The sequence below is a fragment of the Streptomyces sp. NPDC034099 genome (assembly GCF_055575415.1).
The window spans coordinates 198,777-218,106 of the sequence record NZ_JBVISR010000001.1; the positions used below are offsets into that span (position 1 = coordinate 198,777).

Consider the following 19,330-nt stretch of genomic DNA (forward strand, 5'->3'; position numbering starts at 1 on the left):
CCGTCGTGTGCCGGCCCCCGCCCCGGCTCACCCGGTGCTACTGCTGCTGCGCCAGGCGCTTGTTGAACTCGCCCTCGACCTGCTTGGCGGCCTCGGCCGGGGACTTCCCCTTCATGACGGCCGTCAGGTACGTCTTGATCGGGTTCGGGTCGTTCTCGACCGCGGCCCACTCCGGGATCAGCGGGGTGGTGTCACCGGTCCCGGCGGCGGGTGCGGCGGCCTCGGCGGCGGCGTTGCCCTTCAGGTTGCTCTGCAGCGCCTCCTTGTTCGGGATGACGCCGTTGGCCTTGGCCAGCCCGCCCTCGAACTTGTCGGAGAGCGCGAGCTTCAGGAACTCCTTGGCGAGGTCCTGCTTCTTGCTGCCCGCGGCGACGGCCAGGTTGGAGCCGCCGAGGAAGACACCCTCGGGCTTGTCCGCCGTGGGGCCCGGGATGGTGAAGTAGCCGAGGTCCTTCTCGATCGCCGGGTTGGTGGCGATCGCCGTGGCGCCCTCCCAGCCCATGCCGATGAAGGCGCCGGTCTTGCCCTTGGCGAAGATCTCACCCTGCTGCGGGGTGGCCTCGTCCTTGTCCTTGGGTGCCTTGGACAGGGCCTGGAACTTCTTGTAGGTCTCGGTGGCTGCGGCGACCTTCGGGTCGGAGAGGTTGGAGACGTACTTGTCGCCGTCCTTCTTGACCAGTTCGCCGCCCTCGCCGATGACCAGGCCCACGAAGTGGTACCAGTTCTGGCCGGGCAGGTAGATCGGCTCGGCGTCGGTCTTCTCGCCGATGGTCTTGAGGTCGTTGTAGAAGTCGTCGCGGGTCTTGGGCAGTTCCTTGATGCCCGCGTCCGCCCAGATCTTCTTGTTGTAGACGACGACGCGGTTGACCACGAACCACGGGGCCGCGTACTGCTTGCCGTCGAAGACGGCGGACTTGTTGAGGGACTCGGACCAGTCGGTGCCGATCTCGCCCTTGAGGTCGCTCAGGTCGGCGAGGCCGCCGGTCTTGGCGTAGGCCGGGGTCTGGGTGTTGCCGATCTCGAAGACGTCGGGGGGGTTCTCCTCGGAGAGGGCGGTGGTCAGCTTCTGCTGGATGCCGTTCCACTTCTGGATCTCGAACTTGACCTTGGCCTTGGTCTTCGCCTCGAACTCCTTGGCGAGGTCCGCCTGCCAGTCGTCCGGGGAGGAGCCGTCCATCACCCAGACGGTGAGCGTCTCGCCGGCGTAACCGTCGGCCCCGGCCTTCTTGCCGTCGTCGTCGCTGTCGCCCCCGCATGCGGCGATGGAGACCATCATGCCCGCGATACCGATCGCGGCTATAAGCTTGCGCTTCACGCCAACCCTCCTCAGGGATGCCACACAACCCCCCTGCCTCCCCGCGGTTGCTCGTCGACGCGGACCGCCCATGGGGCCGGGACCTGGACCAATGGTGTAGACCAGTACGGGGAGCTTGGCCCAGACCAATAGGACTGTCAAGGGTGTTCAAACTCCGTCCCGTCGTCCGTGATGGGACCGAGATATGCAGGGACCTTTCATTGCGCAAGCGACAGATCGGGCGGACCGGGACCGGGTGTACCACCCCCCACCGAATGAGGTGCGGAGACGACTCCGAACGCGCGTACCAGCGACGTCCGACTCGCCTGTGGACTAGACCAAGGGTGTTCCCGCGGGTATACAGAAGGGATCACGGAGCGTGCGGGGGCCATCCCGGCACGAAGCCGTGCCACGATGTGAGCCGTGGCCGACAGGGATAGCGGTCGCTTCGGCACCCGGAGCCGGGAAGGCAGAGCATGAGCACCGACGTCAGCAGTGCGGAGAACGAGGGTGGGGCGACCGTCCGTACCGCGCGCGTGCCCAAGTACTACCGTCTGAAGAAGCATCTGCTCGACATGACCCGGACCCAGACACCGGGCACACCGGTCCCGCCGGAGCGCACCCTCGCCGCCGAGTTCGACACCTCGCGCACCACGGTGCGCCAGGCCCTGCAGGAGCTGGTCGTCGAGGGCCGCCTGGAGCGCATCCAGGGCAAGGGCACCTTCGTGGCCAAGCCCAAGGTGTCGCAGGCGCTGCAACTCACCTCGTACACCGAGGACATGCGGGCCCAGGGGCTCGAACCCACCTCGCAGCTGCTGGACATCGGCTACATCACCGCCGACGACCGGCTCGCCGGACTGCTGGACATCACGGCCGGCGGCCGGGTGCTGCGCATCGAGCGGCTGCGCATGGCCAACGGCGAGCCGATGGCGATCGAGACCACCCACCTCAGCGCCAAGCGCTTCCCCGCCCTGCGCCGCTCCCTGGTGAAGTACACGTCCCTCTACACCGCGCTCGCCGAGGTGTACGACGTCCATCTCGCCGAGGCCGAGGAGACCATCGAGACCTCCCTGGCCACCCCGCGCGAGGCCAGCCTGCTCGGCACCGACGTGGGCCTGCCCATGCTGATGCTCTCCCGGCACTCGCAGGACCGCACCGGTCAGCCGGTGGAGTGGGTGCGTTCGGTGTACCGGGGCGACCGCTACAAGTTCGTGGCCCGCCTCAAGCGGCCCCAGGACTAGGACATACCCGGCATACCCCCTCGCGCGCGGGCGCGAAGTTGCGGTTGAGGACCGATATACGGACGAGGTCTTCCGCTGTCTTGACACCGTCACCTACATTTCGTGCGCACTGCACGAGGTGATCAGCGAGGGGACGGAGCCGCGCATGCCAGAAGACACAGAGGCGAGCAGAGAGCCGGTGGTGACGCCGGTGCGCGTGGTCATCGGGCTCTGTCTCGTCGCACCGTTCGTCGCCATGCTGTGGGTCGGTTCGTACGCGAAGACGGATCCGACCTTCATCGGCATCCCGTTCTTCTACTGGTACCAGATGGCCTGGGTGCTGATCTCCACCCTGCTGACGGTGACCGCGTACAAGCTGTGGCAGCGCGACCAGCGCGGACGCGCCACCCACTCCCCCGCCGCCTCCGCCCCCTCCACCCCGAAGGGTGGTGAGTCGCGATGAACGACGGCGTGAACGGCGTCGCACTCGCCGTCTTCATCTTCTTCTTCGTCCTCGTCACCGCCATGGGCTTCCTGGCCGCCCGCTGGCGCCGGGCCGAGAACGAGCACAGCCTCGACGAGTGGGGCCTCGGCGGCCGCTCGTTCGGCACCTGGGTCACCTGGTTCCTGCTGGGCGGCGACCTGTACACGGCGTACACCTTCGTGGCCGTCCCGGCGGCGATCTACGCGGCGGGCGCGTCCGGCTTCTTCGCGGTGCCGTACACGATCCTGGTCTACCCGCTGATCTTCACCTTCCTGCCCCGCCTGTGGTCGGTCTCGCACAAGCACGGCTACGTGACGACCTCGGACTTCGTGCGCGGCCGGTTCGGCTCCAAGGGCCTGTCGCTGGCGGTGGCCGTCACCGGCATCCTGGCGACCATGCCGTACATCGCGCTCCAGCTGGTCGGCATCCAGGCCGTCCTCGACGTGATGGGCGTCGGCGGCGGCGAGGACACCAACTGGTTCGTCAAGGACCTGCCGCTGCTGATCGCCTTCGGCGTGCTGGCGGCGTACACCTACTCGTCGGGACTGCGCGCGCCCGCGCTGATCGCGTTCGTGAAGGACACGCTGATCTACATCGTCATCGCGGTGGCGATCATCTACATCCCGATCAAGCTGGGCGGGTTCGACGACATCTTCGCGTCGGCGAGCGACAAGTTCACCGAGACGGGGGCGGGCGGAGTGGTACCGAACGCGGGGGGCCAGTGGACGTACGCGACCCTGGCGCTCGGTTCGGCGCTCGCGCTGTTCATGTACCCGCACTCGATCACCGCCACGCTGTCCTCGCGCAGCCGTGAGGTGATCCGCCGCAACACCACGATCCTGCCGCTGTACTCGCTGATGCTGGGCCTGCTCGCGCTCCTCGGCTTCATGGCGATCGCGGCCGGGGTCAAGGTGAAGAACGGCCAGCTGGCGATCCCGCAGCTGTTCGAGAACATGTTCCCGGACTGGTTCGCGGGCGTGGCCTTCGCGGCGATCGGCATCGGCGCCCTGGTTCCGGCGGCGATCATGTCGATCGCGGCCGCGAATCTCTTCACCCGCAACATCTACAAGGACTTCATCAAGCCCGACGCCACCCCGGCACAGGAGACGAAGGTCTCCAAGCTGGTGTCGCTGCTGGTGAAGGTGGGCGCGCTGATCTTCGTCCTGGGCATGGACAAGACCGTCGCGATCAACTTCCAGCTGCTGGGCGGCATCTGGATCCTGCAGACCTTCCCGGCCCTGGTCGGCGGCCTGTTCACCCGCTGGTTCCACCGCTGGGCGCTGCTCGGCGGCTGGGCGGTCGGCATGGTCTACGGCACGGTCGCCGCCTACGGTGTGGCCTCGCCGACGCAGAAGCACTTCGGCGGCTCCTCCGACGAGATCCCCGGCATCGGCGAGATCGGCTACATCGGTCTCACCGCCTTCGTGCTGAACGTCCTGGTCACCGTGGTCCTGACCTTCGTCCTGAGGGCGGTCAAGGCGCCCGACGGCGTCGACGAGACCAAGCCGAGCGACTACACGGCGGACGCCGGCGACCCCGGCCTCCAGGTGGAACTGCCGCCGGCCACGGCGGGCAGCTCGCACTAGCGGCAGACTTCAGCGGGCCGTCGGAGAAATCCGGCGGCCCGTTGTCGTACCCGTCGGGCACACTCGGCGTCATGGACTTCGTGATCCGACGGGCGACGGCCGAGGAGTACGACACCCTCGGCGAAATCACCGCGCAGGCCTACCTGCGCGACGGCCTCCTCGACTTCGGGGAGAGCGACTCCTACCTGGACGAGCTGCGCGACGTGGCCAAGCGGGCGGCGGCCGCCGAGGTGCTGGTCGCCGCGGCGGAGGGGCGGGTGCTCGGCGGCGTCACCTTCGTGCCGTCCGGCGGCCCCATGGCGGACATCGCGCGTCCCGGCGAGGCCGAGATACGCATGCTCGCCGTCGCCCGCGAGGCACGCGGCCGCGGGGCCGGCGAGGCCCTCGTGCGGGCCTGCGTCGACCGCGCCCGGTCCGTGGCGGGCTGCACGGGTGTCGTGCTGTCGACCCAGCGCGCCATGCACACCGCCCACCGCCTCTACGAACGGCTGGGCTTCGTCCGCACCCCCGCCCGCGACTGGAACCCCTTGCCGGAGCTGGACGGCATCATGCTGCTCACCTACGAACTGACGCTCTGACGCTCTGACGCTCTGACGCTCTGACGCCGACCCTAGACGCCCCCTGACACTCCATCCGGACACAACATCTGGGGGTACTGGCGGAGCCCGGCACAAGATGTATGCTCGTGCTCGCTGTCGCCGCAGGGGAATCCGGTGCGAATCCGGAACTGTCCCGCAACGGTGTACTTGCGTGCATCCGTACGTCTTCGCACGTGCGCGCACGCCTGTCCAGTCCGAGGACCTGCCGACAGTGCGCCCGGCCGTCCCGGTCCGGGTGCCATGACGTCCGGGCCTCGTGGAGTGGGCCGGTGGACGCGACGCCGTGCGCGCTCGTGAGCCCCCCTGCCCTCCGCCAGGCCCCGTGCCGAGCGAGGGAGTGCTCCACGTGACCATCGCGCCAGCCGATCCGGCTTCAGCGAACCCGGTGACGGCGACCGGGGAACCCGACGGACCCGGTGCCGCCCTGCTGCGGACCCTGACCGGGCTGACCGCCGACCTCCCCGGAGCCGACCCCGGCCGGGTGGCCGCCGCCGCGCTGCGGGGCCGGTCCGCCCATGCCGACGAGGCCGAGCTGCGCGAGCTGGCCACGGAGGCGGCCGCCGGTCTGATCTCCGAGGACCCGGTCTACTCCCGGCTGGCCGCCCGGCTGCTGACCATCGGCATCCGCGCCGAGGCCGCCTCCCAGGGCGTCGTCACCTTCACCGACTCGGTCGCCACCGGCCACCGCGAGGGCCTGATCGCCGACCGCACCGCCGCGTTCGTCCGGCTGCACGCGGCCCGCCTCGACGCGCTGGTCGATCCGGACGCCGACGACCGCTTCGGCTACTTCGGGCTGCGCACCCTGTACAGCCGCTACCTGCTCCGCCACCCGATCACCCGCAAGGCCGTCGAGACGCCCCAGCACTTCCTGCTGCGGGTCGCCTCCGGACTCGCCGAGGACGACACCACGCGGGCCGTGGACGAGGTCGCTGCCCTGTACGGCCTGATGAGCCGCCTGGACTACCTGCCCTCCTCCCCCACCCTCTTCAACTCCGGCACCCGGCACGCCCAGATGTCGTCCTGCTACCTCCTGGACTCCCCCAGGGACGAGCTGGACTCCCTCTACGACCGCCTCCACCAGGTCGCCCGCCTCTCCAAGCACGCCGGGGGCATCGGCATCGCCTACTCCCGCGTCCGCGCCCGGGGTTCGCTGATCCGCGGCACCAACGGGCACTCCAACGGCATCGTCCCGTTCCTGAAGACGCTGGACGCCTCGGTCGCCGCCGTGAACCAGGGCGGCCGCCGCAAGGGTGCCGCGGCGGTCTACCTGGAGACCTGGCACGCGGACGTCGAGGAGTTCCTGGAGCTGCGGGACAACACCGGCGAGGACGCCCGCCGCACGCACAACCTGAACCTCGCGCACTGGGTGCCGGACGAGTTCATGCGCCGGGTGGCCGCCGACGGGACCTGGTCGCTGTTCTCCCCCGCCGACGTGCCGGAGCTGACCGACCTGTGGGGGGAGGAGTTCGACGCGGCCTACCGCAGGGCGGAGCAGGCGGGGCTCGCCCGCAAGTCGCTGCCCGCGCGTGAGCTGTACGGCCGCATGATGCGCACCCTCGCGCAGACCGGCAACGGCTGGATGACCTTCAAAGACACCGCCAACCGCACCGCGAACCAGACCGCGACTCCCGGCCACGTCGTCCACTCCTCCAACCTGTGCACGGAGATCCTGGAGGTCACCGACGACGGGGAGACGGCGGTCTGCAACCTGGGCTCGGTCAACCTCGGCGCGTTCGCCGACCCCGCGAGCGGCGAGATGGACTGGGAGCGCCTCGACGCCACCGTCCGCACCGCCGTCACCTTCCTGGACCGGGTCGTCGACATCAACTTCTACCCGACCGAGCAGGCGGCCCGCTCCAACGCCCGCTGGCGCCCGGTCGGTCTCGGCGCGATGGGCCTCCAGGACGTCTTCTTCCAGCTCCGCCTGCCCTTCGACTCCCCCGAGGCGAAGGCCCTGTCCACCCGCATCGCCGAGCGGATCATGCTCGCCGCGTACGAGGCCTCCGCCGACCTCGCCGAGCGGAGCGGCCCCGCCCCGGCCTGGGAGAAGACCCGTACGGCCCAGGGGGTGCTGCACCCGGACCACTACGACGTGGCGCCCGCCTGGCCGGAGCGCTGGGCCGCGCTGCGGGAGCGCATGGCGACCACCGGTCTGCGCAACTCCCTGCTCCTGGCCATCGCGCCGACCGCGACCATCGCCTCCATCGCCGGTGTCTACGAGTGCATCGAGCCGCAGGTGTCCAACCTCTTCAAGCGCGAGACGCTGTCCGGTGAGTTCCTCCAGGTCAACTCCTACCTGGTGGACGACCTCAAGCGGCTCGGCGTGTGGGACGCCCGCACCCGTGAGGCGCTGCGCGAGGCGAACGGGTCGGTGCAGGGCTTCTCCTGGGTCCCCGAGGACGTGCGCGCGCTGTACCGCACCGCCTGGGAGATCCCGCAACGCGCCCTGATCGACATGGCCGCCGCCCGTACCCCGTACCTCGACCAGGCCCAGTCGCTGAACCTGTTCCTGGAGACGCCGACCATCGGGAAGCTCTCCTCGATGTACGCCTACGCCTGGAGGCAGGGCCTGAAGACCACGTACTACCTGCGCTCGCGCCCGGCGACCCGGATCGCCCGCGCCGCGGCCCGAGCCGCCGCCGTCCCCGTGCAGGCGGCCCCGGACCCCGAAGCGGTCGCCTGCTCCCTGGAGAACCCCGAGTCCTGCGAGGCATGCCAGTAATGAACGAGAACACCAAGAACCTGCTCGACCCGGGCTTCGAGCTGACCCTGCGCCCCATGCGGTACCCGGACTTCTACGAGCGCTACCGGGACGCCATCAAGAACACCTGGCACGTCGAGGAGGTCGACCTCCACTCGGACGTGGCCGACCTCGCGAAGCTCAGCCCCATGGAGCAGCACCTGATCGGCCGGCTGGTGGCCTTCTTCGCCACCGGTGACTCGATCGTCGCGAACAACCTGGTGCTGACCCTCTACAAGCACATCAACTCCCCCGAGGCGCGGCTGTACCTGTCCCGCCAGCTCTTCGAGGAGGCCGTCCACGTCCAGTTCTACCTGACGCTCCTCGACACCTATCTGCCCGACCCGGAGGACCGCGCCGCCGCCTTCGCGGCCGTGGAGAACATCCCGTCCATCCGGGAGAAGGCCGAGTTCTGCTTCCGGTGGATGGACTCGGTCGAGTCGATCGACCGCCTGGAGACCAAGGCCGACCGCCGCCGTTTCCTGCTCAACCTGATCTGCTTCGCGGCGTGCATCGAGGGCCTGTTCTTCTACGGCGCCTTCGCCTACGTCTACTGGTTCCGCAGCCGGGGCCTGCTGCACGGCCTCGCCACCGGCACCAACTGGGTGTTCCGGGACGAGACGATGCACATGTCCTTCGCGTTCGACGTCGTCGACACCGTGCGCAAGGAGGAGCCGGAGCTGTTCGACGACGAGCTCCGGCAGCAGGTCACCGACATGCTGCGGGAGGCCGTCGAGGCCGAGCTGCAGTTCGCGCGCGACCTGTGCGGTGACGGCCTCCCGGGCATGAACACCGACTCGATGCGGCAGTACCTGGAGTGCGTGGCCGACCAGCGCCTGACGCGCCTCGGCTTCGCCCCGGTGTACGGCTCCGAGAACCCCTTCTCCTTCATGGAGCTGCAGGGTGTTCAGGAGTTGACCAACTTCTTCGAGCGGCGTCCCTCGGCGTACCAGGTGGCGGTGGAGGGCACCGTCGACCTGTCCGAGGACTTCTGAGTCGTCCGAGGCGTCTGCCGAGTCTCCTCTTCCCGGGCCCGGCCCTCCTGGGCCTCCCTGATCTGGCGGTCGATGCGCCGGTCGCGCACGATGCCGATCACCGAGGGGAGGATCATGAGGACGAGGAGTCCGAAGGTCGCGAGCATTCCGACGAGGCCTTCTATCTGGTTTCCGGTCATGACACCACTGTCGCGCCGGAGACTCCTTACCGTCAGTGGCAGGACTGCCGTAAGGCCTCGATTTCCTGCCACTGACGAGGCACACTGGCGGCATGTTGCGGAACGTGGCCGCCGTCCTGCTGGACGGTGCGCATCCCTTCGAACTCGGCGTGATCTGCGAGGTCTTCGGCATCGACCGGAGCGACGAGGGTCTGCCGGGGTACGACTTCGCGGTGGTCTCGGCGGAGGGCCCCACGCTGGGCACCCACGTCGGCGGGCTGACCGTCTCGACGCCGTTCGGTCTGGAGCGGCTGGAGGAGGCCGACCTGATCGCGGTGCCTGCGGGCAGCGACTTCGTCCGCCGGGAGTATCCGCCCGAACTGCTGGACGCCCTGCGCAGGGCGACGGACCGGGGCACACGCGTACTGAGCGTGTGCTCCGGCGTCTTCGTCCTGGGCGCCGCCGGCCTGCTGGACGGGCGGCGGTGCGCGGTGCACTGGCACCACGCGGCCGAGCTGTCCCGGCAGTACCCGCGGGCCGAGGTCGCGCCGGACGTGCTCTACGTCGACGAGGACCCGGTGATCACCTCCGCCGGGACCGCCGCCGGCATCGACGCCTGCCTGCACATCGTGCGCAAGGAGCAGGGGCCGGAGGTCGCCAACCGGATCGCCCGGCGCATGGTGGTGCCGCCGCACCGGGACGGCGGGCAGGCGCAGTACATCGAACGGCCGCTGCCCCGCTCCTCCTGCGACACCGTCGGCGAGGTGCTGGCCTGGATGGAACAGCACCTCGACGAGGAGGTCACCGTCGAGCAGCTGGCGGCCCGGGCGCACATGTCCCCGCGCACCTTCGCCCGCCGCTTCCAGCAGGAGACGGGGACGACCCCCTACCGCTGGATCCTGCGCCAGCGCGTGCTGCTGGCGCAGCGTCTCCTCGAGGCGACGGACGAGACGATGGACACGATCGCCTGGCGCGCCGGTTTCGGCACGGCGGCGGCCCTGAGGCACCAGTTCACCAGGGCCCTGGGCACCACCCCGCACGCCTACCGGCGCACGTTCCGGGGCCCGGAGGCCGCCGCCTGATCCGTCCCGGACGGGTCACCGGGCCACGGGCCTGACCAGCAGGTCGTGCGGGCGCAGCGTGATGCCGACCCGGACCGCGTCGTTGGAGCCCGCCACCTGTTCGAAGCGGTACTTGGTGGCGAGCGCGGCCGTGATCAGCGTGAGCTGCGCCATCGAGAAGTGGTCACTGGGGCACTTCCGCTTGCCCGCACTGAACGGCTTCATGGCGTATTTCGGCACATTCTTCGCGCGTTCCGGGAGCCACCGGTCGGGGTCGAACTCCAGGTTGTCCTCGTACGACTTCGGATCGCGTTGGATTGCGTACGGACTGTAGATGATGTCCGCACCGGCCGGAATGCGATAGCCACCGAGTTCGCTCTCGGCCACCGCGCGCCGCGTCAATACCCATACGGCGGGGCGCAAACGCATGGCCTCCACGATGACATTGCCGGTGTGCGTGAGACTGCGGACGTCCTCGAATGCCACGGGCCGCCCGCCGGTGACCGCTTCGACTTCGTCGCGTATGCGGTCGGCATGTTCCGGATGGTCGGCAAGTGCCTGGAGCAACCACATGATCGTGGACGCGATGGTTTCACTGCCGGGAGTGAGTATCGCGACCACCTGGTCGTGGATCTCCTGTTCCCCGATCGGGTCGCCATTGTCGTCCTTCGCCTCCAGCAATGCCGTGAGCAAATCGTCCGGCTTTTGACCGGATGCGCGGCGCTCGGCGATGATCTCGTCGACCAGGAGGTGCAGATCGGCCAACGCGGAGTTGAATTGACGGTTGGCCGGAAGCGGCAGCCGGTACAGCGGTCCGAGCGGGACCACCATGCGCCGGTACATGCCCCGGAAGACGGTGGCGAGCGCGACGCACAGCCGCTCGGCCCGCTCGTCCATGTACTGCCCGCGCAGCAGGCAGCGGGCCGCGACGCGCACGGCGACCCGGAAGGACTCCGAGGTGGCGTCCACGGTCCGGCCCGGCTGCCAGCGCTCGGTGAGCGCGTGCGCCTCCTCCTCCATGATCGGCCCGTAGGCGGGGATGGCGTCGAGCCGGAACGCCGGCTGGATGGTGCGCCGCTGGCGCCGGTGGAGCGGGCCGTTGGCGGTCGCCACGCCCTCCTTGCCGAGCAGGCCCTCCAGCGACTCCCACAGCGGACCGGCTATGTGGTAGTCGGGATTCAGGGCGAGGGCGCCGGTCAGCTCCGGGTTCGTGACCGCGTAGACGGTCTTCGGGCCGAGCTTGATGCGCACGATGTCGCCGTGGTCGCGCAGCTGGGACATGAAGGCCAGCGGGTCGCGGGCCAGCCGCCAGCCGTGGCCGAGCAGCGGTACGCCGCCGCCCGCGACGGGCGGCTCGCGCAGCTCCGGTGCCCCCGGTGCGCGAGTTTCGGGGTGGACGGACTCGACGGTCATTTCTCACCTGCCGCTTCGTTGTTGACGTACGGGGGCGTGGACCGGTCGTCCCAGCTGTCGACCATGTACCGGCCGGACTCGTGGTGGAACCAGTAGACGGAACTGAACCAGTTCCGCATATTGCCGACGTTGGCCCGCACGGCTCCGCTCAGTTCCTTTCCGCGTACGGTTCCGTCGGCGAGTTCGTCGGCGAACCGTAAGGCGTCCTGCTCCACGTCGAGGAATTCGGTGATGCATTCCTCGACACGTCGCCGGACTTCTTCGATGGCTTCTTCCAGCGTGAGTGAATGGTGGGTGATGAGACTGATTCCGAGATTGTGGACCTCGTCGCCCGCTATTTCCTTGGGCAGCGAGCAGAGGTCGTTGTACCAGGCGGCGAATTCCTGACTCAGCAGTGCCGCCCGGCGATATGCCGGGTGTTTCCGTACCGCGTCGGGGAGTTCGCAGCCCGAACTCGGCTCCAGCAGGTCGGTCCAGATCCAGTGCGCGAAGGTGAGCCGGCGCAGTTCGAGGTACTCCTGCACGCCGGGCACGATTCCGCGCGTGCGGTTGTGGAATTCCCGGTCGTACGCCTCGATCACCGCGTGGAAGTGCCGGGCGAACCGGGCGTTCCAGGTGGCCGGCAGGAAGGCGTAGAGCCTCCGCACACTGTCGGCGAACCCGGCCACCAGCGTGTCCTCGTGGTGCAGGTGGTCCCCGGGTGAGTCGAGTGCCGTGTGCAGCCGGCCGCGCAGTCGCCGCCAGGCGCCGGGACGGCCGTGGACGATGTCACGGTCGTGCCGGTCGTCCCAGACGAAGAACCACGCGCTGTAGTCCGCTATCGCCTGCATGACCTCGTCGGGGGCGCCCAGGTAGTAGCCCGCCATGAGGTCCGTGTAGCACAGGCCGTCGGCATATTCCTCGACCTTGTCCGCGGGCATGAGCCGCTTTTCGAGCAGCCAGGTGCGGGTGGTCTCCTGGAGCCTGGGCCAATACGGGTGCAGTTGCCGGGGAAATGCCGCCTCGATCACCGGGAGACGGAGCGATGGCGGTACTGCGATCGCGGTCGGTGTCGCTGTGGTGCCGTGTGGGAAAGCATGCACGAACAAACCCCTCTCAGCCGCCGGTGGCGCACCCCTCTCGCTGAGCGGGGCGTGCGCCGTTGCGTATCCCCGCGGTTCCCATTCAGCACCACAACTGACCGTTCTGGGAACGGATTTGCTTCATTCACTACGCCTCGATGCCGGGATTCTCCTGTTGTGTGGCGGCTTTCCACTGACGCACACAGACGAACGGCGCCCGCTCGGGGGAAGACCCGAACAGGCGCCGTGCGCGAGGGAGATGTGTGACCCGTGAGGCGGTGTCAGTCGTTCGCGACCACGGGGTAGCGCGGCTCGTTCTCGGCCATCTGCCGCAGCGCGTCCTTGCGCTCGCGCTTGGAGAGCCGGTCGATGTACAGGTACCCGTACAGGTGGTCCGTCTCGTGCTGCAAACACCGGGCGAAGTACCCGGTGCCGCGCACCTTGACGGGGTTGCCCTTCTCGTCCTGCCCGGTCACCTCGGCGTAGTCGGGGCGGGCGAGCGGCGCGTAGGCGGTCGGCACGGACAGGCAGCCCTCGTTGCTGTCGTCCAGGCGGCGGCGGTCGGCCGGCAGCTCGACCAGCTCGGGGTTGCAGACCACGCCGACGTGGCGGACGCCCTCGTCGTCGGGGCAGTCGTAGACGAAGACCTTCTTGGAGACGCCGATCTGGTTGGCGGCAAGGCCCACGCCCTCGGCGGTGCGCTGGCTGGCGAACATGTCCGCCACCAGCTGCTGGAACTCCTCGCCGAAGTCGGTGACGTCCTCGCACTCCCTGTGCAGCACCGGGTTGCCGACCACCGTGATCGGGCGCGAGGTGCCGCGCCCGCGCCAGTCCGCCTCACGCTCCTCGCAGTCCTGGGTGTCGACGACGAAACCCTCGTCGTCCACGGGAAGCACGCCCGGGTGCTGCTGATCGGTGTCCTGCTGGGCCATGACCGCCGTATGCCTTCCTCGTACAACCAAAGGTGATGCTGACGCTGCTGGAGTGTCCTGGCAAAGACTACGGGGCCGCTCAGCAGACCTCTTCCAGGTCCCGCCAGTCACGGGAGTCCGGGCTGTCCGCGACCCACCCGTCCAGCAACCCCTTCACCAGCCCCGCCGGCGCCGCCACCCCGCACTCGCGCTCCGGCACCCACAGCTGCCCGTCGGTGCGGTGCCCCAGCGGCCCGGGGTGCCCGGGTTCGCTGTGGTCGTGCGGGTCCAGGTGCTCACCCTCGCCCTCGTCGGACGGCATCCGGGACTCCGAGCACATCCGGCACAGCAGCCGCACGGAGGACGACCAGTCCTCGGCGGCGAACCCGGCGTCGGCGGCCAGCTGCTCCAGGGCGTCGCGGTCGGCCTCGGTGGCCGCCTCCAGGAGGACCACCCAGGTGGGCACGGGCGAGGGCGCCCACAGCTCGATCTCGTCGAAGACGGGGTAGGAGTGCCCGGCGCTGGTCGTCCGCTCCCCGTGCGGCACGCCGTCGTGCAGGACGACCTCGCCCCAGCGCCGGCCCGAGGACGGCAGCGGGATGGACAGCACCTCGACGCGGGCGGGGTCGAGCCGCCGCCCCCACACCACCTCGGCCTCGCCCTCCGGGGAGAGCCGTACGGCCGCGCTGCCGAGGTCCATGCCGAGCGGCTCACCGGCGTCCGTGGCGTCCCCCGGGGTGCGCAGCCCGTACGCCTGCCAGGCCCGCCGGGCCAGCGGCCAGTCCTGCAGGGCGGTCGCGGCGATGCCGACGTTCCACCAGTCGGGGGCGCCGGTGTCCCGGTCGAGCAGCGCTACGGCGCGCAGGCCGGCCGCCCTGGCCTGCTCCCAGTCGTGCCGGAACTTGTGCAGCAGCGCCAGGTTGAACCAGGACTCCGACAGCCAGGGCTCCAGGTCGGCCGCCCGGGTCAGCAGCGCCCCCGCGTCCTCGTAGCGACCGTCGCCGATCAGCGTGAACGCGCGGTCGGTGGCCTGCCGCCAAGAGGCGGAGGGCCGGTGCCGTGCCTTGCCGAAGATCCTCACGATTCCCGCCTGCCAGTTCCGTTCAGTGGGCTGGCTGTGCCTTTCGCGCCCCCGGACACCCTCTCCCGGGCATCAAACCACGTACGGCTGTAGAGGCGCTCATTACCCATGGGTTACCCAGCCGCGGGCTCGGTAAGGCTGCTCCGGGCAAGGACCCGGGCCAGTGCTTCCACCACCTCGGGAGCGTAGTCGCCGGCGGTGGCCAGGCGCAGCTCCTCCAGCACCGTCAGGACGCCGCCCGGGCCCGCGTCCCGCGCCTTCTCCTCGTAGGCGTTCACGACCCGCACGATCCGCGCGGCGACCGGCTGCTCGTGGCAGGGGTCGGCCTGCCGCTCCACCACCACGGCGACCGCCGCGTCGACGCCGGTCTGGCGGACGACGGCCCCGCCGAGCAGCGCGATCCGCCGCTGTTCGGTGACGGGCAGGTCGGCGGTGGCTCCGGCCGGGACCGGGTCGACCAGGCTCAGCTGTCCGATGTCGTGCATCAGGGCCGCGTACTCCAGCACGGTCAGCTCGGCCCCGGACAGCCCCAGGTCCCGCCCGACGGCCACGCCCAGTCCGGCGACGCGGCGGGCGTGCCCGGCCGGGGTGTACCCGGCGATCTCGGTGGCGCGGGCCAGGGAGGCGATGGTCTGCCGATAGGTGGCCCGGACGGCCGCGTACCGGCGGTAGGAGAGCTGGGCGAGCAGCAGGGGCACGCAGAAGACGGGGAGCGCCCACAGACCCGCGACGCTCACCGCGAGCGCCATCACCGCGCCGGTCGCGCACACCGCGGACGTGATCCCGACCATGCCGCGCAGTTCCTCGCGCAGCAGCGGTCCGAAGGGCCACCCGGTGCGCGCGTGCACGGGTGCCGCGGCGAGCACGGCGTCGCACAGCGTGGTCAGGGCGAGCAGCGCGAGCAGCAGCAGCGCGTCGGCGGGACCGCTCCAGTCGTCGAAGGCGCCCTGGTGGGACAGCGGGCGGAAGCAGACGGCGGCGAAGCCGACGGTGAGCCCCCGCCGCGCCAGATGGTCGAGGACGGGCCCGCGGCCGCGGGCGACGTAGGGGACGCTGCCGAGCAGCGAGGCGGCGAGCACGACGGTGACGGTCTGGGCCACACCGTGCTGCGCGGGCTGCCCGGCGACGTCTCCCAGCAGCGCGTACGCCAGCGCGCCCGCGGCCCCGAGCGGGGCGGCCTCCCGGGCCTCGGTCCCGGTCCGCCGGGTCAGCTCACCGAGGACGACGAGCCCGCCGAAGGCCAGCGCGACGGGCCGCTGCACGGGTCCCGACCCCAGCACCGAGGCGAGACAGCCGAGCGCGAGGAGCCCGGCACAGCCGGGTACGAGGAGAACGGCTGCCGGCGGCGGGTACTGGGCCGGCGGCTGCAACGGCGTCACGGTGCTCCCCTGCCGACGCTGTCCCGCGCGCCCTCGCCCCGGCCCGGTGCCGGTCCGGCGGGGAGGCCGGACGGGCCGTCCGCCGTCACCGACGGGCGCCAGCCGTGGCGGCCGAGGGCGCGGACCAGCGCCCGTACCATCCGCGGGTCGAACTGTCCGCCGGCACACCGCTGGAGCTCCTCCAGGGCCGCCGCGACCGGGCGGGCCCTGCTGTAGGAGCGCGTGGAGGTCATCGCGTCGAAGGCGTCGGCGACGGCCACCACGCGGGCCGACTCGGGGATCCGGTCGCCGGCCAGTCCGTAGGGGTAGCCGCTGCCGTCCAGCCGTTCGTGGTGGTGGAGGACCGCGGCGCGGGCCTCTCCCAGGAAACGGATGCCGCGCACCATCTCGTGCCCGTACTCGGGGTGCAGTTCGATCACCCGGCGCTCCTCGGGCGTCAGCGGCCCGTCCTTGCGCAGCAGCCGGGTGGGCACGCCGAGCTTGCCCACGTCGTGCAGGATCCCGGCGAAGCGCAGGGTCTCGACGCGCTCGTCGTCCATGCCCAGCTCGCGGGCGATCATCATGGAGGCCTGGCCGACGCGTTCACTGTGGCCGCGCGTGTAGCCGTCCTTGATGTCGACGGCCTGCACCAGGGCGCGGATGGTCGCCTGGTGCGCGGCCCGCTCGCGGTGGTACTGGGCGAAGGCCCACCACGCCACGCACATCGGCAGCAGGACGAGCAGTGCGGCGACCGGACCGTACGGGCTGCGCCACAGGACGGCCATCATCAGCCCGGCGAGCCCGTGCGCGGCGATCGGCGCGAGCGACCGGGAGAGCAGCCCCCGCCACGCCCGGCTCGGCGGCACGTGGTCGGCGAGGGTGAGGATGCCGCCGTCCAGCACCGCGAGCACCAGGCAGAAGGCGAGTACGGCGGCCCCGGCCGGCACCAGGGCGTACGGGAAGGCGGGCTCGACGACCGCGTCCCGGCCGCCGAGCCGCCAGTGGACGCAGGCGGCGGCCCACACGGCGAGAGTCAGCTGGGCGGCCCGCCAGACGCGCCGCAGGCCGAACGGCCGCCGGGGCACCGGGGACAGCAGGGCCCCGGGCAGTGCCACGAGTGCCGCGGCGGGCGGCGGCAGCAGGAAGGCACCGGCGAGCAGGACGGGATAGCAGGTCCCGACGAAGCGGGACCGCGCGACGAGTTCGGAGCCCGCGTACAGTCCGGCGAGCAGCAGCACCGCCCACCAGGGCGCCTGCACCGATGGAAGCGGGCGCAGGCACAGCAGGGCGGCGAGGGCGACGACGGTCACGTAGACACGTGCCCGCGCCGGTACCGCGTCCATGAGCCCCTCCCCTGGCCACGTCTGTCAGGCTCCGGAGCCTAGGACGGCGGCGGGAGGCCGCGGGCAGATAACCCGCGGATTAGCACGTACGAGTGACTCGGGCCGGCTCAGGACTCCTGTGGGGCCGACGACGGCGCGGCCGTGACGTCGTGCTCGGGCACGGACTGCCCGGACCGGATCAGGTCCAGTCGGCCCATGACCTTGGCGCGCAGGTCACCCGGCACGTCGTCCTGTCCGCAGCACCGCTTGACCAGCTTCTTCACCGCCTGCTCCAGCCCGTACTTCTCCAGGCAGGGCGAGCACTCCTCGAAGTGGTGCTCGAACTTCACGCAGTCCGAGTCCGGCATCTCTTTGTCGAGAAACTCGTAGAGATGATCGAGGATTTCGCTGCACTCCGTCTCGTGCGGCTCTCCGCAGCTCATGACCCCGAGCCTTTCGCTTCGTTCGACTCTCCGGCGCCGGCGGGGACCAGGCCGCGGTCGCGGGCGTAGTCCTCCAGCATGCCGCGCAGCTGACGGCGTCCACGGTGCAGCCGGGACATCACCGTACCGATGGGTGTCCCCATGATGTCTGCGATCTCCTTGTAGGCAAAGCCCTCGACGTCCGCCAGATACACGGCGATACGGAATTCCTCGGGGATCGCCTGGAGCGCCTGCTTCACGTCCGAGTCGGGCAGGTGGTCGAGCGCCTGCGACTCCGCGGAGCGCAGACCCGTCGACATGTGCGACTCGGCACGCGCGAGCTGCCAGTCCTCGATCTCCTCGGCCGCGCTGCGCTGGGGTTCGCGCTGCTTCTTGCGGTACGAGTTGATGAAGGTGTTGGTGAGGATGCGGTACAGCCACGCCTTGAGGTTGGTGCCCTCGCGGAACTGGTGGAAGGACGCGTACGCCTTGGCGTAGGTCTCCTGCACCAGGTCCTCGGCGTCGGCCGGGTTACGTGTCATGCGCAGCGCGGCCGAGTACATCTGGTCGAGGAACTCCAGCGCGTCCCGCTCGAAGCGCGCGCTGCGCTCCGCGGTCGACTCCGCGCTCGTACCCCGGCCCTCGGGCTGCTCCGCCTGGCCGTGTTCGGTCCCTGCGTCGGTCCCAGTGACCGGACCCACCTCCTCCAGCGATGTCGTGAAACCGAGACCGGTCTCACTCGAATCGGAGGATAGACGACGATCCGGTCCGCCCGCCGCCCGAATAGGGGCGGTCTTCGCCGCGTGCAGCACAGTCCAGTCGAGGTCGGACCGGCTGCTCCGGCTCGGGCAGAAGGCTGAACCCATGCGGCGGACTTCCTCTCCTACGGCGTCGGTGCTGATTCTCAGCAACGTACGCACGGCACAACAGTGGCCGCCCGCCGGTCATTCCCGGGCGTTTCAGCCGAGTGAGCCGGTCCACTTCAGGACGCCGTCGGTGATCAGCTCCAGCGCCTCCTCCTGGCCGATCTCCGCCCGTTTGGGCACGGCGAAGCCGTGGTCGCCGTACGGCACCTCGATCAGGTCGTAGGTCCCCGCGGGCATCTCGGGGAACTCCCGCGGCCTGCCGAAGGGGTCGTTGCCGCCCTGGACGACGAGGGTGGGCACCCCGGCCACGAGGAGCTCGTCGGCGCGGGACTTCTCCGGCCGGCCCGGCGGGTGCAGCGGGAAGCTGAGGGCGAGGACCGCGCGGGCGCCCAGTTCGCCGGCGGTGCGGCAGGCGACGCGGGCACCGGCGCTGCGGCCGCCCGAGATCACCGGCAGGCCCGGCGCGGCGAGCGCGGGCCACACGCCACGCCAGCCGGTGTCCAGGGTCTTCGGCGCGGGCGCCAGCTTCTTGCCGGCCACCCGCCAGGGCTGCTCGACGAGGGCGACGCTCACCCCGTGGGCGGGCAGTGCGGCCGCCAGCGCCTTCAGGTCGCGCGCCTCGATGCCGCCGCCGGCGCCGTGGCTCACGGCGAGGACGAGCCGGGGCCGCTTCGCCCGGTGCCAGGTGATGCGGGCGGGGCCCGCCTCGGTGTCGACGGTCTCGGTGGGTTCGCTGGTTCCACTGGTGTCGCTGGTCAC

18 protein-coding genes and 1 riboswitch are annotated in these 19,330 nt (G+C 70.5%); of the genes, 7 read left to right on the forward strand and 11 right to left on the reverse strand.

The features are described from left to right. Positions 1–37: 37 nt before the first annotated feature. Positions 38–1,315: a N,N'-diacetylchitobiose ABC transporter substrate-binding protein DasA gene (gene dasA / locus ACZ56V_RS00905; protein WP_356360352.1), complete on the reverse strand. Its 1,278-nt coding sequence runs from the start codon at positions 1,313–1,315 to the stop codon at positions 38–40. Between the two features lie 455 nt (positions 1,316–1,770). Here dasA and ACZ56V_RS00910 point away from each other — a divergent pair, with 455 nt between their 5' ends. From ACZ56V_RS00910 to ACZ56V_RS00935, 6 genes are all read left to right on the forward strand, one after another. Continuing rightward, on the forward strand, positions 1,771–2,535 hold the full coding sequence (locus tag ACZ56V_RS00910) for a GntR family transcriptional regulator (RefSeq protein ID WP_468938195.1): 765 nt from the start codon (positions 1,771–1,773) through the stop codon (positions 2,533–2,535). A 145-nt stretch (positions 2,536–2,680) separates the two neighbouring features. Continuing rightward, on the forward strand, positions 2,681–2,977 hold the full coding sequence (locus ACZ56V_RS00915) for a DUF3311 domain-containing protein (RefSeq protein ID WP_398913076.1): 297 nt from the start codon (positions 2,681–2,683) through the stop codon (positions 2,975–2,977). Then, positions 2,974–4,584, forward strand: coding sequence for a monocarboxylate uptake permease MctP (gene mctP / locus ACZ56V_RS00920; RefSeq protein ID WP_468938199.1), 1,611 nt, complete (start codon positions 2,974–2,976; stop codon positions 4,582–4,584). The genes ACZ56V_RS00915 and mctP overlap by 4 nt, the downstream gene beginning before the upstream one ends. 71 nt (positions 4,585–4,655) lie before the next feature. Then, a complete protein-coding gene (locus ACZ56V_RS00925) occupies positions 4,656–5,162 on the forward strand; it encodes a GNAT family N-acetyltransferase (RefSeq protein ID WP_356360346.1) in 507 nt (168 codons plus the stop codon). 101 nt (positions 5,163–5,263) lie between these two features. After that, a riboswitch (cobalamin riboswitch) is annotated at positions 5,264–5,407 on the forward strand. Between the two features lie 122 nt (positions 5,408–5,529). Further along, positions 5,530–7,905, forward strand: coding sequence for a ribonucleoside-diphosphate reductase subunit alpha (locus ACZ56V_RS00930; protein ID WP_468938203.1), 2,376 nt, complete (start codon positions 5,530–5,532; stop codon positions 7,903–7,905). Beyond that, positions 7,905–8,918 (forward strand): ribonucleotide-diphosphate reductase subunit beta, encoded by a 1,014-nt coding sequence (locus ACZ56V_RS00935; protein ID WP_467381699.1) that lies wholly within the window; start codon positions 7,905–7,907, stop codon positions 8,916–8,918. The genes ACZ56V_RS00930 and ACZ56V_RS00935 overlap by 1 nt, the downstream gene beginning before the upstream one ends. On the opposite strand, the gene ACZ56V_RS00940 is transcribed toward ACZ56V_RS00935, so the two are convergent. Then, the gene (locus tag ACZ56V_RS00940) at positions 8,831–9,097 is read right to left on the reverse strand and encodes a hypothetical protein (RefSeq protein WP_398913084.1); all 267 of its coding nucleotides are present in this window, start codon (positions 9,095–9,097) and stop codon (positions 8,831–8,833) included. The two genes, ACZ56V_RS00935 and ACZ56V_RS00940, sit on opposite strands and share 88 nt — an antisense overlap. A 92-nt stretch (positions 9,098–9,189) precedes the next feature. Between ACZ56V_RS00940 and ACZ56V_RS00945 the strand changes: the two genes are divergently transcribed. Next, positions 9,190–10,158, forward strand: coding sequence for a GlxA family transcriptional regulator (locus ACZ56V_RS00945; protein ID WP_467381701.1), 969 nt, complete (start codon positions 9,190–9,192; stop codon positions 10,156–10,158). Positions 10,159–10,173: 15 nt separating this feature from the next. Here the strand turns inward: ACZ56V_RS00945 and ACZ56V_RS00950 are convergent, their stop codons facing one another. The 9 genes from ACZ56V_RS00950 to ACZ56V_RS00990 all read right to left on the reverse strand — a co-directional run bounded on the left by ACZ56V_RS00950 (position 10,174) and on the right by ACZ56V_RS00990 (position 19,330). Further along, positions 10,174–11,550 (reverse strand): bifunctional albaflavenone monooxygenase/terpene synthase, encoded by a 1,377-nt coding sequence (locus ACZ56V_RS00950; RefSeq protein WP_467381703.1) that lies wholly within the window; start codon positions 11,548–11,550, stop codon positions 10,174–10,176. Beyond that, entirely contained in the window at positions 11,547–12,632 is a 1,086-nt protein-coding gene (gene cyc1, locus ACZ56V_RS00955; RefSeq protein WP_467381705.1) for an epi-isozizaene synthase, read from the reverse strand. The genes ACZ56V_RS00950 and cyc1 overlap by 4 nt, the downstream gene beginning before the upstream one ends. Positions 12,633–12,892: 260 nt before the next feature. Continuing rightward, a complete protein-coding gene (def, locus tag ACZ56V_RS00960) occupies positions 12,893–13,543 on the reverse strand; it encodes a peptide deformylase (RefSeq protein ID WP_398913092.1) in 651 nt (216 codons plus the stop codon). A 79-nt stretch (positions 13,544–13,622) separates the two neighbouring features. Continuing rightward, on the reverse strand, positions 13,623–14,603 hold the full coding sequence (locus ACZ56V_RS00965) for a tetratricopeptide repeat protein (protein ID WP_059300660.1): 981 nt from the start codon (positions 14,601–14,603) through the stop codon (positions 13,623–13,625). A 113-nt stretch (positions 14,604–14,716) separates the two neighbouring features. After that, on the reverse strand, positions 14,717–15,982 hold the full coding sequence (locus tag ACZ56V_RS00970) for an HD-GYP domain-containing protein (protein WP_468938211.1): 1,266 nt from the start codon (positions 15,980–15,982) through the stop codon (positions 14,717–14,719). After that, on the reverse strand, positions 15,979–17,304 hold the full coding sequence (locus tag ACZ56V_RS00975) for an HD-GYP domain-containing protein (protein ID WP_467381710.1): 1,326 nt from the start codon (positions 17,302–17,304) through the stop codon (positions 15,979–15,981). Before ACZ56V_RS00975 ends, ACZ56V_RS00970 begins: the two co-directional genes overlap by 4 nt. 107 nt (positions 17,305–17,411) lie before the next feature. Continuing rightward, positions 17,412–17,726 (reverse strand): mycothiol system anti-sigma-R factor, encoded by a 315-nt coding sequence (rsrA, locus tag ACZ56V_RS00980; protein ID WP_104633733.1) that lies wholly within the window; start codon positions 17,724–17,726, stop codon positions 17,412–17,414. Further along, positions 17,723–18,406: an RNA polymerase sigma factor SigR gene (sigR, locus tag ACZ56V_RS00985; protein WP_234955406.1), complete on the reverse strand. Its 684-nt coding sequence runs from the start codon at positions 18,404–18,406 to the stop codon at positions 17,723–17,725. The genes rsrA and sigR overlap by 4 nt, the downstream gene beginning before the upstream one ends. A 258-nt stretch (positions 18,407–18,664) precedes the next feature. Next, a complete protein-coding gene (locus ACZ56V_RS00990; protein ID WP_468938214.1) occupies positions 18,665–19,330 on the reverse strand; it encodes an alpha/beta hydrolase family protein in 666 nt (221 codons plus the stop codon).